Annotated in this window: 15 protein-coding genes; 9 read left to right on the plus strand and 6 right to left on the minus strand. The window is 66.2% G+C overall.

Annotated features, from left to right (window positions below; translation table 11 throughout):
• Positions 1 to 70: 70 nt before the first annotated feature.
• Together ACSFC5_RS01960 and ACSFC5_RS01965 are read right to left on the minus strand one after the other, a co-directional pair.
• Positions 71 to 1,546, minus strand: a complete 1,476-nt coding sequence (locus ACSFC5_RS01960; RefSeq protein ID WP_440763589.1) for a sodium:solute symporter family protein — start codon at positions 1,544 to 1,546, stop codon at positions 71 to 73.
• Positions 1,543 to 1,839 carry a DUF3311 domain-containing protein gene (locus tag ACSFC5_RS01965; RefSeq protein ID WP_440763590.1) on the minus strand — a complete coding sequence of 99 codons (297 nt, stop codon included), beginning with the start codon at positions 1,837 to 1,839 and terminating at the stop codon, positions 1,543 to 1,545. The genes ACSFC5_RS01960 and ACSFC5_RS01965 overlap by 4 nt, the downstream gene beginning before the upstream one ends.
• Before the next feature lie 174 nt (positions 1,840 to 2,013).
• On the opposite strand from ACSFC5_RS01965, the gene ACSFC5_RS01970 reads away from it, so the two are divergent.
• Positions 2,014 to 2,877 carry an ArsR/SmtB family transcription factor gene (locus ACSFC5_RS01970; RefSeq protein ID WP_440763591.1) on the plus strand — a complete coding sequence of 288 codons (864 nt, stop codon included), beginning with the start codon at positions 2,014 to 2,016 and terminating at the stop codon, positions 2,875 to 2,877.
• A gap of 256 nt (positions 2,878 to 3,133) precedes the next feature.
• Positions 3,134 to 4,561 (plus strand): DNA primase DnaG, encoded by a 1,428-nt coding sequence (gene dnaG, locus ACSFC5_RS01975; protein ID WP_440763592.1) that lies wholly within the window; start codon positions 3,134 to 3,136, stop codon positions 4,559 to 4,561.
• Positions 4,562 to 5,044: 483 nt separating this feature from the next.
• Here the strand turns inward: dnaG and ACSFC5_RS01980 are convergent, their stop codons facing one another.
• Entirely contained in the window at positions 5,045 to 6,397 is a 1,353-nt protein-coding gene (locus ACSFC5_RS01980) for a DUF92 domain-containing protein (protein WP_440763593.1), read from the minus strand.
• A 255-nt stretch (positions 6,398 to 6,652) separates the two neighbouring features.
• On the opposite strand from ACSFC5_RS01980, the gene ACSFC5_RS01985 reads away from it, so the two are divergent.
• On the plus strand, positions 6,653 to 7,258 hold the full coding sequence (locus ACSFC5_RS01985; protein ID WP_440763594.1) for an undecaprenyl diphosphate synthase family protein: 606 nt from the start codon (positions 6,653 to 6,655) through the stop codon (positions 7,256 to 7,258).
• Between the two features lie 75 nt (positions 7,259 to 7,333).
• On the opposite strand, the gene ACSFC5_RS01990 is transcribed toward ACSFC5_RS01985, so the two are convergent.
• Both ACSFC5_RS01990 and uppS read right to left on the minus strand, forming a co-directional pair.
• The gene (locus tag ACSFC5_RS01990; protein WP_440763595.1) at positions 7,334 to 7,780 is read right to left on the minus strand and encodes a DUF7344 domain-containing protein; all 447 of its coding nucleotides are present in this window, start codon (positions 7,778 to 7,780) and stop codon (positions 7,334 to 7,336) included.
• A gap of 90 nt (positions 7,781 to 7,870) precedes the next feature.
• Positions 7,871 to 8,827, minus strand: coding sequence for a polyprenyl diphosphate synthase (gene uppS / locus ACSFC5_RS01995; protein WP_440763596.1), 957 nt, complete (start codon positions 8,825 to 8,827; stop codon positions 7,871 to 7,873).
• A gap of 145 nt (positions 8,828 to 8,972) precedes the next feature.
• Here uppS and ACSFC5_RS02000 point away from each other — a divergent pair, with 145 nt between their 5' ends.
• From ACSFC5_RS02000 to hemA, 4 genes are all read left to right on the plus strand, one after another.
• Positions 8,973 to 9,377, plus strand: coding sequence for a DUF5778 family protein (locus tag ACSFC5_RS02000; RefSeq protein WP_440763597.1), 405 nt, complete (start codon positions 8,973 to 8,975; stop codon positions 9,375 to 9,377).
• A gap of 114 nt (positions 9,378 to 9,491) precedes the next feature.
• Positions 9,492 to 10,595 carry a siroheme decarboxylase subunit beta gene (gene ahbB / locus ACSFC5_RS02005; protein WP_440763598.1) on the plus strand — a complete coding sequence of 368 codons (1,104 nt, stop codon included), beginning with the start codon at positions 9,492 to 9,494 and terminating at the stop codon, positions 10,593 to 10,595.
• A gap of 154 nt (positions 10,596 to 10,749) precedes the next feature.
• Positions 10,750 to 11,406: a precorrin-2 dehydrogenase/sirohydrochlorin ferrochelatase family protein gene (locus ACSFC5_RS02010; protein ID WP_440763599.1), complete on the plus strand. Its 657-nt coding sequence runs from the start codon at positions 10,750 to 10,752 to the stop codon at positions 11,404 to 11,406.
• Entirely contained in the window at positions 11,403 to 12,809 is a 1,407-nt protein-coding gene (gene hemA, locus ACSFC5_RS02015; protein ID WP_440763600.1) for a glutamyl-tRNA reductase, read from the plus strand. The genes ACSFC5_RS02010 and hemA overlap by 4 nt, the downstream gene beginning before the upstream one ends.
• A gap of 80 nt (positions 12,810 to 12,889) precedes the next feature.
• Here hemA and ACSFC5_RS02020 read toward each other — a convergent pair whose 3' ends face one another.
• The gene (locus tag ACSFC5_RS02020; protein ID WP_440763601.1) at positions 12,890 to 13,069 is read right to left on the minus strand and encodes a hypothetical protein; all 180 of its coding nucleotides are present in this window, start codon (positions 13,067 to 13,069) and stop codon (positions 12,890 to 12,892) included.
• Positions 13,070 to 13,189: 120 nt separating this feature from the next.
• Between ACSFC5_RS02020 and ACSFC5_RS02025 the strand changes: the two genes are divergently transcribed.
• Together ACSFC5_RS02025 and lwrS are read left to right on the plus strand one after the other, a co-directional pair.
• Positions 13,190 to 13,471, plus strand: a complete 282-nt coding sequence (locus tag ACSFC5_RS02025; RefSeq protein ID WP_440763602.1) for a 4a-hydroxytetrahydrobiopterin dehydratase — start codon at positions 13,190 to 13,192, stop codon at positions 13,469 to 13,471.
• Positions 13,472 to 13,493: 22 nt separating this feature from the next.
• Positions 13,494 to 13,877 carry an LWR-salt protein gene (lwrS, locus tag ACSFC5_RS02030; protein WP_440763603.1) on the plus strand — a complete coding sequence of 128 codons (384 nt, stop codon included), beginning with the start codon at positions 13,494 to 13,496 and terminating at the stop codon, positions 13,875 to 13,877.
• Positions 13,878 to 13,947 lie beyond the last annotated feature (70 nt).

Here is a 13,947-nt window from a genome sequence, read left to right on the forward strand (position 1 = left end):
GCGTGCTACTAAGACCCGATGTCACTGGCAAGGTGCTCGCGAGAGGAGGCGACCGAGGTGGACTCAGCGGTCAGTCCGCGCCCAGCCCGTCGAAGTAGATCGTCCGCCGCTCGTCCTCCGCGGGCGTCGTGACCAGCGAGACGGCGACGGTGACGGCCAGGCCGATTCCCATCCCGACGAGTCCGGCCGTCCAGCCCGCGTAGGTGCCCGGAACGACCGAGAGGAAGAGGCTCGCGAGATAGAAGCCCTGACTGAGGACGATGCCGGCCGTGATCCCCGCTCGAGTCGTCCGTCGCCAGTAGAGCGCGACGAGCACGGGGAGGGCGAGCTGGGCGAAGCCGCTGAATGCCGCGTCGCCGAGTTCGAACAGCGTGGCTGGGTTGACCAGGCTGGCGACGAAGGCGGCGGTCGCAAAGCCCACGACGCCGACGCGGGCCAGCAGGTCCTCGCGGCGCTCGGAGACGTCCTGGTCCACGAACGGTCGGTACAGATCCCGCGTGAAGTAGGACGACCCCGACAGGAGCATCGAGTCCGAGGAGGACATCATCGCGGCCATCGCGCCGGCGATGACGAGCGCGGCGAACCAGACCGGCGTGTACTCGGCGAGGATCACGGGGAGGACGTTTTCGCCCTCCGGAATCGCCACGTCGAGGCCGCGGGCCCACGCGCCGAGCATGAACGAGGGGACGAACAGCAACACGCAGAGGATCGGCCACAGCGCGAACGAGCGCTTGAGCACCGTTCTCGAGCCCGCGGCGAAAAAGCGCTGGTTCACCTGCGGGAACATCGCGACGCCGAAGCCGATCGTGATCGCCGTCGAGAGCATCCACTGGGGCGTGTAGTAGGCGCTGCCGAGCGAGAGGAACTCCGCGGTCGACTCGTTGGACGCCAGTGCGTCCGTCGCGGCGCCGGGACCGCCGACGACGTTGAGCACCCAGAGCAGGGCGACCCAGGTCGCGACGAGCATGAATGCGCCCTGCAGCGTGTCGGTCCACGCGATTCCCCGAAAGCCGGCGACGACGACGTAGAGGATCATGAACACGGTGATCAGCCCCGCACCGGCGGCGTACGGTACGGCGCCCTCGGTCAGGGCCTCGAGGGCGGTGCCGGCGCCGACCTGCTGGAGCATGACGTACGGAAAGAGCCAGAGCAGACTGATGCCCGCAACGAGGCCGCGGAGTCGCCTCGAGGCGAACCGGTCGCCGAGCATCTCCCCGAGCGTGACGTACTCGTACCGCCGGCCGAGCAGCCACTGCTTGTAGCCGACGACGTACCAGAGGACGGCGAAGATGATCCCGTCCATCAGTCCCATGACGAGGATCCACTCCGGTCCCTGCGCGTAGGCGATGTTCGGTCCCGCGAAGAAGGTAAACGCCGAGAGCAGCGTCGCGAAGGTCGTAAACAGCAGCACGACCGTTCCGACCGTCCGACTGGCGAGGTAGAAGTCCTCCGCCGTCCGGTCGGTCAGCCGGTAGGCGACCAGTCCGACGGCCAGCGCCAGGACCAGGTAGCCGACGATGATGCCGAGTTGGAGCGCGAGGCTCACGGCCGATCACCGTTAGTCGCCGATCGGGCCGAGCGATTCGTTCCGCCGTTGCCGTTCGACGTTCCGCCTCTGCTCGAGTCTCCCTCCGGTTCGGTTTCGATGCCGATCCCCCAGGCCCGCCGGGTAAACAGGTAGAAGACGACCGACGCGAGCCCCATCCAGCCGATGTGCCACCAGAGCCACACTGGGAGCCCGACGACCACCGTCGCGTCCCCCCAGAGGAACCACGGGATCGCGAGCGCGCTGAGGACGACCGCGACCGCGATCCAGCCCACGAGTTCTAGCCGGCGCATATCCGGAGGTTGGGATCGACGCTGATACCCGTTTCCCTTCAACAGCCCCGATTGAAGAGAATCCGCTATCGATCCCTCGGCCCCGCTCAGTCGAGCGGTTCTCCAAGGTAAAATCGCTCTTTCAGGGAGGAGAAAACGTATAGGTATTGCCAGACGAATGCAACTCGAACTGATATGGCCCGGCTGTTCCCGTTCCGTTCCGAACCCGCAGAACACGAGGGCCAGCCGCGGGTCGTCGACCTCGAGGGCGAGGACGCCGACGCCGTCTTCAGCGCGCTCTCGTCGACGACTGCGCGACGGATCTACGCTCGACTGGACGAGGAGCCCGGAACGCCGAGCGACGTCGCCGACGCGATCGACTCCTCGATTCAGAACGTTCGCTACCACTTGGAGAAACTCGAGGACGCCGGCCTCGTCTCGGTCGTCGACACGTGGTACTCCTCGCGGGGCAACGAGATGAGCGTCTACGCGACGACCGACGGCCCGCTGATCGTTACGGGCGACGAGTCCGCGGCGAGCCGAATTCGCGAGGCCCTCTCCCGGTTCGTCGGCGGGATCGGCGCACTGGCCGGCGGGAGCCTGCTGGTCCAGTACGGACTCACGCGGTGGGCCGAGTCGGCGACGGACTCCTCGGGAGCGGAGACGGCCCCGGCGGGGGCGGAAGCGGACGATACCGACGATGCGGACGCCGCCGACCCGGACGATTCGACGGGCGACGCTGCGGCGGACGATTCGGCGACGGACGAGGACGCGTCCGACGACTTCGGCGCGCAACAGACGGAAGACGAGGAGATGGACGAGTCCGACGAAGCCGCATCGGGCGATGACGTCGCGTACGAGGATAATGGCAGCGGTGAGACGTTCGACGTCGAACCGACGGCCGGCGACGGCTCCATCGATCCCTCGGGCGACGGGACCGCTGCAGTCGCCGAAACGCTGTTCGAGACCGTTCCGCCGGGTCTCCTCTTCTTCCTCGGCGGCCTGCTCGTGTTGACCGCGGTCACCCTCTACTGGTACTGGTACCGACCGGCGTACTGACGGCCCGCTCCGGTTACCGTCGACGGACGCGGCATTCAGCAACATCCGGCTGGTCGATTGCTGTGCACTCACTGCCGTCCCGTCGGTTAGCGACCCTGGTACCGAGCAGTGTATTGACGGTCAGCGGACAGGTACTGAACAGCGTCCCGTCGGGGACAGGGTCCCAACAGGTCAACAGCTATTTCCCCGTCACGATCCAAAATCTACATAACCGACCGCGGCACCGCGTCTGCGGTGTCCCTCGAGGGGATTCCCCATGGAAGACACGTCGAAATACCTCATCCACGCGAACGTTACGGCTGACGGGGTCGTCGAGCGGAGCGACGTCGTCGGCGCGATCTTCGGCCAGACCGAAGGCCTGCTCGGCGACGAACTCGACCTCCGCGACCTCCGGCAGTCGCAGAAAGTCGGCCGTATCGACGTCGAGATAACTAGCACCGCCGGCCAGTCACACGGCCATCTCACCATCGCGACCAGCCTCGACAAGGTCGAAACCGCGACGCTCGCCGCCTCGCTCGAGACCATCGACCGCGTCGGGCCGTGTCGGGCCGACCTCGAGGTCACCGAGATCGAAGACGTCCGCGCGGCTAAGCGCAAGGAGGTCGTGAATCGAGCGAAGGAGCTCTTACAGACGGGGTTCGACGACAGCGTAATGAGTTCCGAGGAGATCCTCGCGGAGGTCCGCCAGCACGTCCGCGTCGAGGACATCACCGAGTACGAGGGGCTGCCGGCCGGCCCCCGTGTCACCGACAGCGACGCGATCATCGTCGTCGAGGGCCGCTCGGACGTGCTCACCCTGCTGAAGTACGGCGTCAAGAACGCCATTGCGGTCGAGGGGACGAACGTCCCCGACGCGGTCGCGGAACTGACCCGTCACCGAACGGTTACGGCCTTCCTCGACGGCGACCGCGGCGGGGACCTCATCTTCGAGGAACTGTCGCAAGTGGGCGACATCGACTTCGTCGCGTTCGCGCCCTCCGGCACCTCCGTCGAGGATCTGGACCACCACCAGCTGTTCGCGTCGCTGCGCAACAAGGTCCCCTACGACAACGTCTCCGGACTGAACGAGCCTCGAGAGGCCGTCGCGGCGACCGACGGGAGTTCGACCCCCGCCCCGGCACCGGACGCCAGACGCACGCACGGATCAGAAGCCGCGTCCCCGACGTCGATCGACGAGTCGTCCGGTTCGACTACCCGAACGATGGGGACGGGGAACGCAGCCGCCGACGCGACGGCCGCCGGCGAGGCGACGACCGAGAGCGAGGCTGCCGGCCCCTCCGACGGAACCTCGAGCGCGCAGTCGGCCGCCAGCACCGACGCGGGGTCGACACCGGTAGCGGCCGCCGACGCGACGGCCGATCCCGCGGACCCGGAGACCGTCTACGGCCACGCGTCGGCCGTCATCCGAGACGGCACCGACCGCGTTCGATTTCTCGACGCCGACGGCGACACCATCGACGAGACCGACGCGAACGACGCTTACGACGCGCTCGAGTCGCTCGAGTCGGCACCGTCGACGGTCGTCTTAGACGCGATCCTCAGCCAGCGACTGCTCGATCTGGCGGCCGACCGGGGCGTCGATCGGATCGTCGCACGCTCGCTCGGCCAGTTCACCAAGCGGCCGACAGCCGTTCGAATCCACGCGATCGACGACGTGGCGGCTGAACGGCCCGACTCGAGGTGAGCGCGGGCCGGGAAACGGATCCATCGCGGGTGCTATGGAGGCGATTCCGAAGCGTCCGACGCTGCTCGTCGACGTGCGTGCGTTCCGCTCGCTCGAGACGATCGGCTGGCGTAGGAGAGGCGGAACGACGTCGGTGCGGTCGCAGACGATTAGTCGTCTATTCGTTATCTTGATCATCGTTGGTGTGGCTCGCTTGGTCACTGATTGGACTTATCGAACGTTCGAGTGTGGATGATGGATACTGCAGGCGAGTGTTCTGCTGTCGCTGGCGGCGATGAGTGCCACGTCCTCCCCAACCGATTCACTCGCGCCGCCGGCGCTCGCTCATCCCTCGCACGGCTACAAGCCGCGTCTCACTGTCCGTTCGCCGCGTCTCAGCGTGCGCCACCGCACGTGGCCCGTCAGTACCAGCGGTATGTACGTCACCTGTACGTACCGCCGAGACCGATACCCATCATTTGCAGCGCGGTTCCAACAGCCCTCTTACCCGAATAGTGCGAACGCCAGCACCACGAAGGCACAGAACAGCGCGCCCGACAGTGTCGCGAGGAAGTTCACGCCCTGATTGCCGAGGACGTGGCCCTCGAGCGTCGCCCCAAGCAGGCTATCGACGGTCATGCCGACGATACCGGCGGCGACGATGACCGCCGCGCCGACGACGCCGACCTCCGGAAAGAGGACGTAGGAGATGCCGGCGACGACGATCGCGCCCGCGATACCGGCGACCTCACCCTGCCAGGTGACGCCGCCGTCGGTACCGGGTTCGACCGGTTCCAAGGTGGTGATCAGCCGCGGCGTGTCGAAGACGCTCCCGATCTCGCTCGAGAGCGTGTCGCTCATCGCGGTCGAGACGGAGCCGGCGAAGGCGAACAGAAAGAGGCCCGGCTCGGGATTACCGGGCAGTATCGTCGCCGAACTCGCCGCATAGCCCAACACGGCGACGATCGCGACGGCGGCGTTGCCGAGCACGTTGCCGCTGCCGCGGGCGCCGTTGTTGTCCTCGGCGACGCCCAGTTCCTCTTTCTCCTCGTAGCGGAACTTCGAGGAGAGCCCGCCGATGGCGAAAAAGGAGATGAGGACGACGAACCAGCCGTAGCCGCCGAGGACGATGGTCAACAGCCCCAGCAGGATGCCGGTGAGCATTCCCGCGATCGAGGCCGTCTCGAGCGCATAGGAGGCGTAGCCGAGCGCGATGGTGATCCCGAGGGCGGCGACGATCTCAACGCTGTCGAGCGTCAGAGCCGGCTCGAGTTCCGCGAGCAGCCAGCCCAGCAAGCCGACCGAGAGCATGACGATGGGGTCGTCGCGGGCCAGCAGGACGTCCCGAAGCAAGGCGGCGAGCAACGCGGCGCTCGCGCCGAGAAAGAGCATCGTCGGAACGGTCGATCCTATCGACTCGAGCGAGCCCGACCCGTCGGTCAGCGACTGCGTGAGCGCCTGCCCGGCGACGGCTGCGGCGGTCGCGACCAGACAGAAGACCGCCACGAGGACGACGCTGTGATCGGTCCGGCGGCGGGCGAGTTGTTCCGCGGCGTTCCCGTAGCCGACGAGGAGCACGGCGCCGACGAAAACGGCGATCGACATCGAGGATGTGACCGCGATGAGACCGAGCGTGACGGCTGCGAGAACGAAGGTGATAACTCCGTAGAGGCGACCGTCCTCGTAGTCCCCCGGATACGCGAGGAGGTCGAAGAGCGGACCGTCGGTCACGGCGAACGCCCCCCCGATCACGACGGCCGCGATCGCAGCCCCGACCCAGGGGCCGCCGAGGGGCACGGCGAGGACGAGCGTACAGAGGAGCGCGAACGCCCCTGCTCGCCGAACGGGTGCTGTCACGATACCGAGTCCTTTCTGTGGCGTTTACTTGAAGGTTCGTGAACCGCGCCGCGGCCGTTCTCACGGTTGTCAACGGCGCTACCTGGGAAACGTGTCACTGCGAGAAAACACCGTTTCACTCCGAAATCTGGACTGTATCCAATTGCATACGTACACTGAAACAGAGCGGACGGCGATAGCTCCTCGCTCGCCGAGGCGGCCCGTCACCCCTGACGCTTCGTAACCGGTAAACCAACGCGCCGGAAACGCAAGGCTGTGGGTTTGTACGAACGGTACCTCGCGTTGCGAATCCGCCGCCACGACGGCACGCTGCCCGACCACGTCGCGCTCGTTATCACGGAACGCGACCTCCTCGAGCGCGGCGCCTACGAGACGCTCACCGAGTTTTTCGCGTGGGCGTTCGAGTACGCCTCGCAGGTGACGGTCTACGTGAGCGTCCTCGACGCCGCCGCGGTTCCCGCGTTGCGACGCGAACTCGAGACGATCGACGCGCCGCGAGCGGTGGCGGTTCGGGGACCGGACGATCAGACCCGTGCGGACGCGCCGATCCGGATCGGGATCGGTCTCGGCGGCAAACACGAGTTCACCAGCGCCGTCCGGACGCTCGCGGAACGCGTTGACGACGGCGAACTCGACCCCGACGAGATCGACGACGAGCGGGTCGAGCAACACCTGATCTTCCCGACCGAACCCGATCTCGTGATCAAGACCGGCGCCGAACGGCTCTCGGACTTCATGATCTGGCAGTCGGTCTACTCCGAACTCTACTTTACGGACGTCAACTGGCGGGACTTCCGCAAGCGGGACTTCCTGCGGGCGGTCCGAGAGTACTGCAACCGGTCGCGACGCTACGGTCAGTGAACTGCCCCACCCCGTTTTCCCGAACCCCGGATCCGGCCTTCCGTCTCGGCCACCGGTAGCGAGACGTCTGGGTGACTACTTTTTCGGGTCGCGCGCATCGATCGACCCGGGTCCGTCGCTGCCAGTCGTCGTCGTGCGACTCCCGCTCCTCGTCACCGGTCCACCACCCTCGTCACCCATCGCCTCCGGGGCCGTTCCGATGGGTTCTTCGAGGCCGACGATCGGGCCGTCGAGGTGCACGCTCTCCTCCCTCAGTTCGTACTTGAGTATGCTGTTCGCTTCGAGTTTCGGCAGGACGACGTGGACGAGCGAGATCCGGGCCGATGTCGGCGAGCCCTCGGGGTCCAATCGGGCGACCGCCGTTGCCAGTCGTTCGAGCGAGGAGCGCGGCCCGGCCGTCGAGAGCACGTGCAGGGCGATCCGAGTACGGGTACTCGCGAGGAGGGCGTAGGCTGTCTCGGTCGATACCTCGGCGACTCGCGTGAATCGATCGACGTCGACAGGGATGCGAGGTGTTGGCATGCCAGCTACATGTGCGGGAATGATCGATAAAATCCTTGTGGTGAGTAAACATGTTCGGCCGACCCCGTCGTCGGATGCCGGTCGTCGCGCTCAGTCTGCGGCCTGCCCGCTCGAGTCGAGGTCGTCGACCTGTCCGCTCTCGGCGGTCTCGAAGTCGTCCGGATCGGGCTGTTCGGCCGTCGGCAGCGAGTCCCGGAAGCGCTCGACGATCGACTTGGCTTCGACGAGTTCGGGATCGCTGACGGCGCCGAGCAGGGCCATCGCCCGCCGGGCGCGGGTCCGTCGCCAGGACTCCTCGCGGTGTTCGTACGTTCGAATCCCCCGAAGGAAGTCGGTCTTCGAGAACTCCGGCCAGTAGGGCGTACAGAAGAAGACGGCGGCCTCGTTGCCGTTGGCGTGCCACGGGAGGAAGTTCGACGTCCGCTCGTCGCCGCCGGTTCGGATGATCAGGTCGACGTCTCGAACCGGCTGGTCGTAGAGCCGATCCTCGATCGTCTCGACGTCGATCGCGGCCGGCTCGAGGGTGCCCGTTTCGACGTCGCTGGCGACGCCCTGGACCGCCTCGAGCAGTTGCGAGCGTCCGCCGTAGGCGAGCGCGATGTTGAGGACGAATCGGTCGTAGCCGCGGGTGCGGCGCTCGGCATAGTCGACCGCGTCTCGAACCCGCTCCGGGAGGCGTTCGACCTCGCCGATCACCCGGATGCGGACCTCGTTCTCGTGGACGCGCTCGGCGTCGGCGAACTCCCGGAGCTTCTCACAGAGGAGGTCGAACAGCGCCTGATTCTCTTCGTCCGGGCGGTTGAAGTTCTCGGTTGAGAACGCGTACAGCGTCAACTCCTCGACGCCGATATCCTGACACCACTCGAGGACGCGCTCGGTCGTCTTTGCCCCCTGGCGGTGGCCGTCGGTCGCGTCGTCTCCCTTGCGGCGAGCGTATCGCCGGTTGCCGTCCTGGATCACCGCGACGTGCGTCGGTGCGCCGGATATCTCTCTCGAGAGCACCTCCTCGTAGACCGCGTCGACGCGCTGCCGGAGCCACCGCTTCATTGCTCGGCAAAAGGTCACCTACCCCTATGTGTCTTGTGTGGTGTGTATCACCATGAGAATCCGAGTGTCGCGCCGCGAGCGTGGAGTTCCCTCGGTCTCCCGGAAATCGTGACGGCTATCCGTTCGGATGCCGTCGGCTCGAGCAATGGCAGACGCGATCGACGACGACCTCTATCAGCGGACCAAGCGGCTCCTCGAACCGGGCGAGATCGAACTCAACGGCGCGATCGTCCACACCGATCACGACGGACAGGAGGACGTCCAGATGATGCAGGCCACGCTCGACGTCGGCGACATCATCGCCGAGCACTCGGGCCACGAGCCGGAGGACTGCTACGTCTACTCGGGCAACGACGACCCCGACTTCTCCTCGAACCAGCACCAGGGGCTCACCCTCGAGGACGAGTCGTTCGTCTGGGAGTGCCAGCAACTGCTGCGTCAGGGGAGTTTCGACATCGTCATCTACTACCGAGCGAGCGCCGATCACGAGGCGATCCTCGAGGACGTCCGCAATCTCGGCTACGAGGTCACGGGCGTCGAGGGCGACTAACGACTCCGTCTCCGTCGAAGAAACAACCATCCTTCTCGGCGGTCGAACGTTCGAACAGCCCCTCGAGCGGACCGTCCCGGTTCGCTTATGCCACGGGACTCCCGAACGACTAGTATGAGCACGGACGTCGACCTGTCGGAACGCGAACGGGCGGTCGTCAACGCCTTTCAGGGCGGCTTTCCCGTCGTGGAACGGCCCTTCGAACCCGCCGCCGAAGCCATGCGCGACCGCGGGGTCGACATCGACGCGACCGGTTTACTCGAGACGATCCGCGACGTAGACGAGCGGGGCGTCCTCTCGCGCTTTGGCCCACTGGTCAACGCCCAGGAGATCGGCGGCGCGGCGACGTTGGTCGCCATGCACGCCCCCGAGGACCGCTTCGACGAGGTTGTCGACGCCGTCAACGCCCACCGCGAGGTCGCACACAACTACGAGCGCGCGCATCCGCACCTGAACGTCTGGTTCGTCGTGAGCGTGGCCGACGAGGAGCGAGTCGAGGAGGTATTGGCCGGTATCGAGGACGAAACCGGCCAGGAGACGTACAACCTCCCCAAAGAACAGGAGTTCCGGGTCGAGGCGAAATTCTACGTCGACGGCCCGCTCGACGGTTCCGACGACGACGAAGCCGAATCGGCCGGCGTCGACTGCACTGCTCTCGGCCCTGACGTCACCCCGACCGACGAATCGACGCTGACGCCGGCCGAGCGCGACCTCGTTCTCGAGATCCAGGACGGCCTCCCGCTGACCGAGACGCCCTACGCGGACGTCGCGGCGGCCATCGAGCAAGACCTCGAGTGGGTCCTCGAGACGATCAAGCGGTTCGAGCGGGAGGGCAAGATTCGGCGCATCGGCGTCGTGCCGAACCACTACGCGCTGGGGTACACGGAAAACGGGATGACGGTCTGGAATGTCCCGGACGACCTCGTGAGCGAGGTCGGTCCCGAAGTCGCGGGCCTGCCGTTCGTCACGCACTGCTACCGGCGCCCGCGCCACGAGGGCGTCTGGCCGTACAACTTCTTCGCGATGACCCACGGCCGCAGCGAGGAAGAGAGCCAGCGGCGGATCGAACAGGTTCGCGAGACGATGGCCGCCCACTGGGACGTCGGCGACGACGACTGGGACTCGCTGTTCTCGACGCAGATCCTGAAGAAGACGGGGATCCGGCTCGAGGAGCGAGCGGACGCGAACACTAAGGGAGGTGACGAACTGCAAACATGATTTATCCGCGAGCGACCGCAGGGAGCGAGCGGCCTTTTTTGGTCTCTTCGCGAGCGGCGCGAGCGAAGGTCAGCGAGAGCGCTGCTCTCGCCGGACAGATTTTTTGCGCGAGTGGTCCGCTCCGCGGACCCGAGTGGAAAAAAGGTGGGCACGGATGATTCCACTCTTGCACGATTTCACGGGTGCGACGGTGCTCGTCTTCGGCGGCGGCCCGGTCGGGGCGCGGAAAGCGCGCCGCTTCGCGGGCGAAGCCGAGGTGCTCGTCGTCAGTCCCGCGTTCGCGGACCGTGAGTTCGGTAACGCGACACTGATTCGGGCCGCTCCCGATGCCGTCGACATCAACGGCTGGCTCGAGCGAACCGCGCCCGCGCTGGTCGTCGCCGCCACGAGCGACGAGGCGGTCAACGAGGCCGTCGCGACGGCCGCTCGAGACCGCGGCGTCCTCGTCAATCGCGCGGATCGCTCCGGCGAGCGCGAGCCGGGCAGCGTCGTCGTGCCGGCGACCGTCCGGGAGGATCCCGTCGTCGTCTCGATCTCCACGGGTGGGACCGCGCCCGCGCTGAGCAAGTATCTCCGGCAGGAACTCGAGGAGACGCTCGCCGGCGCGGGCGAGATGGCGCGCGTCTGTGGCGAACTGCGGACGGAACTGAAATCACGAGACGTCGATCCCGACCGGCGACGCGAGATCGTCATCGATGTCGTCAATTCTCCGGCCGTTTGGACAGCTTTACGTACGGGTGCTTCCAACTGTAGTCAAGTGATCGAGGACGTGCTGGACGAGGAACTGCCCGCCAGGGGTGACCGACCGTGATTCCGGCGGGGGTCGTGACTGCCGGACGAGTAACGCACGAAAGCGGGAGCGTCGACGATCTCGCCGACGCGAGCCCCGAGAGCCAGCGGGCCGGCGTCGCCGACCTGCTCACCGTTCCGGCGGTCGAGGAGGCGTACGCCCTCTCGACGTGTAACCGAGTCGAAGCTTACGTCGTCGCGACCGACGCCGCCGTCGGTCGGGCCGCACTCCAGGAGTTTTTCACAAACGTATCCGACGACGCGGTCGTCATCACCAACCATGACGAGAGCCTGCGCCACCTGCTGTCCGTTGCGAGCGGCCTCGAGTCGGTCGTCCTCGGCGAGGATCAGATCCTCGGACAGGTCCGAACCGCCTACGAGGATTCTCGGAGCGCCGGCGGCATCGGCGAGATGCTCGAAGCCGCCGTCACGAAGGCAATTCACGTCGGCGAACGCGCCCGAACCGAGACCGAGATCAACGACGGAATCGTCTCACTGGGCTCGGCGGCGACGAAACTCGCTGCCGAGCGCATCCCGCTCGAGAACGCGACCTCGCTCGTCGTCGGTGCCGGCGAGATGGGGCGACTCGCGGCCCGCAGCCTCGCGGACGCCGGCGTCGAGGAAGTCGTCGTCGCGAACCGAACCGTCTCCCACGCCGAACACCTCGCGAGCGAACTCGAGACCGACACCAGTGCGGCACCACTCTCGGCACTCGATCAGTTCGCAAGCGACGCCGATGTCGTCGTCACGGCGACCGGCAGCGAGGACCCGATCCTCGAGGCACAGCATTTCGAATCGGATGGTGGTGTCGACGCGACCGGCCGCGGAGACGGAGACGACGCCGGGAGTCCCGGCGGCAATGAGGACGGTCCAGACGACTGTACCGAACGGGTCGTCGTCGACCTCGGACAACCCCGCGACGTCGCGCCGACGACCAACTCGCTTCCGACCGTGACCGTCTACGATCTGGACGACCTCGAGTCGATTACGGCCGAAACTCGCGAGCAGCGTGCCGACGCGGCCCGCGAGGTCGAGTCGATGGTCGACCGCGAGTTCGACCTGCTCTGCGAGCAGTACAAGCGCGCTCGCGCCGACGAGGCCATCGCGGCGATGTACGAATCCGCCGAGCGGATGAAGAAGCGAGAACTCGAGACGGCGCTCTCCCGTCTCGAGGGGGAGGAGTTCTCCGCGGAACAGCGCGAGGTCGTCGAGGCGATGGCCGACGCGCTGGTCAACCAGTTGCTCGCCCCGCCGACCAAGAGTCTGCGAGAGGCGGCCGCGGAAGACGACTGGAGTACGATCAACACCGCGCTTCAGTTGTTCAATCCCGACTTCGGCGGCGACGACGGCCCGATCGCACCGCCACTTCCCACCGGCGGTGCGACGGCCACCGAGACCCACCTCGAGGCGACGGACGACGATTAGTCGGCTCGAACGAGCACGCGACGTGCGCCACCGCGACCGTTTCTGACGACGTTCCCCGTCGAGTCGCGACAGCGACGCCGTCAGTGCCAGAGCTTCGTCGCGTCGACGACCTCGAGATCGTCGTCGGCTTCGACTTCCCAGATCCGGAGCACGAGGTGTGCCTTGCAGTAGTACTCGGTGGTCTCGATCCCGGTGTGCCCGTTTCTGAGGACGAGCTGGCAGGTATCGTCGTTCGAACAATTACCTGTCCGATCACACATTACACTGCCAGCACGTACTCCGCTCGTCGATAAGTCCCTGTCGGTGGGGTGAGTCCGCGTTCCGGTCGGACGACCTCGCGCGGCACAATCATTATTTGATTGGGTTGCGTTCGACCGACTATGGCCGATCTGCTTTCCGACGACGAAATCGACGCGCAGCTCCCCGACGAGTGGACCCAGGAGGGCGACGAGATCGTTCGTAAGTACGGGTTCAGTGACTACCTCCGCGGCGTCAACTTCGCGCAGATGGTCGGCGAGATCGCCGAAGCGCAGTTCCACCACCCCGAGATCATCATCCGCTACGAGGAAGTCGAAATCCGGCTCACCTCCCACGAGGAAGGCGGTATCACGGACAAAGACACCGAGATGGCGGAGCTGATCGAGTCCGAGAAAAACGCCTGAGCAGATGGAGAGAGGGTGAGCGATGGAGGCCCGATACGTCTTCCGCGCGGAGCTTTGCCTCGAGCCCGACCAGCCGTCGGTTCGGCTCGAGCCGTCGACGGCTGAGACGACGGTTACCGTCTTTCACGAGGCCCCCGAACCGGGGCGCGAGGGCTGGCTGTTCTTCCGGGACACGCTCTGGCGCGGCGAACTGAGCGACGCGGCGTACGGCCGCCAACTCGTCGAGGAGTGGCTCGACGAGCCGGTCGAGTCGGTCTCGTTTCGGGAACTCCAGGTCGACCAGGAGTACTTCGCAGCCATGAAAGACGGTATCGCGGCCGATCTCGAGTCGTTCAACGCCGAGACCGTCTCGGAGGTGCTCTCGAAGTATCTGGGCTCGAGTATCCGAGTTACCGACAAGGTGTGAGCGAGTGATTCCGTGACCGACGATTTGACAGACGATACATCTTTAGTTGAGACGCACGTACCTCAGCGTC

This window comes from Natronorubrum marinum (genome assembly GCF_052040125.1).
Classification (GTDB): domain Archaea; phylum Halobacteriota; class Halobacteria; order Halobacteriales; family Natrialbaceae; genus Natronorubrum.

Excerpts from the sequence above, each read along its gene's own strand:
- ACSFC5_RS01965 (WP_440763590.1), bottom strand. The coding sequence starts at position 1,839 with ATGCGCCGGCTAGAACTCGTGGGCTGGATCGCGGTCGCGGTCGTCCTC.
- ACSFC5_RS01970 (WP_440763591.1), top strand. The coding sequence starts at position 2,014 with ATGGCCCGGCTGTTCCCGTTCCGTTCCGAACCCGCAGAACACGAGGGC.
- dnaG (WP_440763592.1), top strand. The coding sequence starts at position 3,134 with ATGGAAGACACGTCGAAATACCTCATCCACGCGAACGTTACGGCTGAC.
- ACSFC5_RS01990 (WP_440763595.1), bottom strand. The coding sequence starts at position 7,780 with ATGCCAACACCTCGCATCCCTGTCGACGTCGATCGATTCACGCGAGTC.
- uppS (WP_440763596.1), bottom strand. The coding sequence starts at position 8,827 with ATGAAGCGGTGGCTCCGGCAGCGCGTCGACGCGGTCTACGAGGAGGTG.
- ACSFC5_RS02000 (WP_440763597.1), top strand. The coding sequence starts at position 8,973 with ATGGCAGACGCGATCGACGACGACCTCTATCAGCGGACCAAGCGGCTC.
- ahbB (WP_440763598.1), top strand. The coding sequence starts at position 9,492 with ATGAGCACGGACGTCGACCTGTCGGAACGCGAACGGGCGGTCGTCAAC.
- ACSFC5_RS02010 (WP_440763599.1), top strand. The coding sequence starts at position 10,750 with ATGATTCCACTCTTGCACGATTTCACGGGTGCGACGGTGCTCGTCTTC.
- ACSFC5_RS02020 (WP_440763601.1), bottom strand. The coding sequence starts at position 13,069 with ATGTGTGATCGGACAGGTAATTGTTCGAACGACGATACCTGCCAGCTC.
- ACSFC5_RS02025 (WP_440763602.1), top strand. The coding sequence starts at position 13,190 with ATGGCCGATCTGCTTTCCGACGACGAAATCGACGCGCAGCTCCCCGAC.
- lwrS (WP_440763603.1), top strand. The coding sequence starts at position 13,494 with ATGGAGGCCCGATACGTCTTCCGCGCGGAGCTTTGCCTCGAGCCCGAC.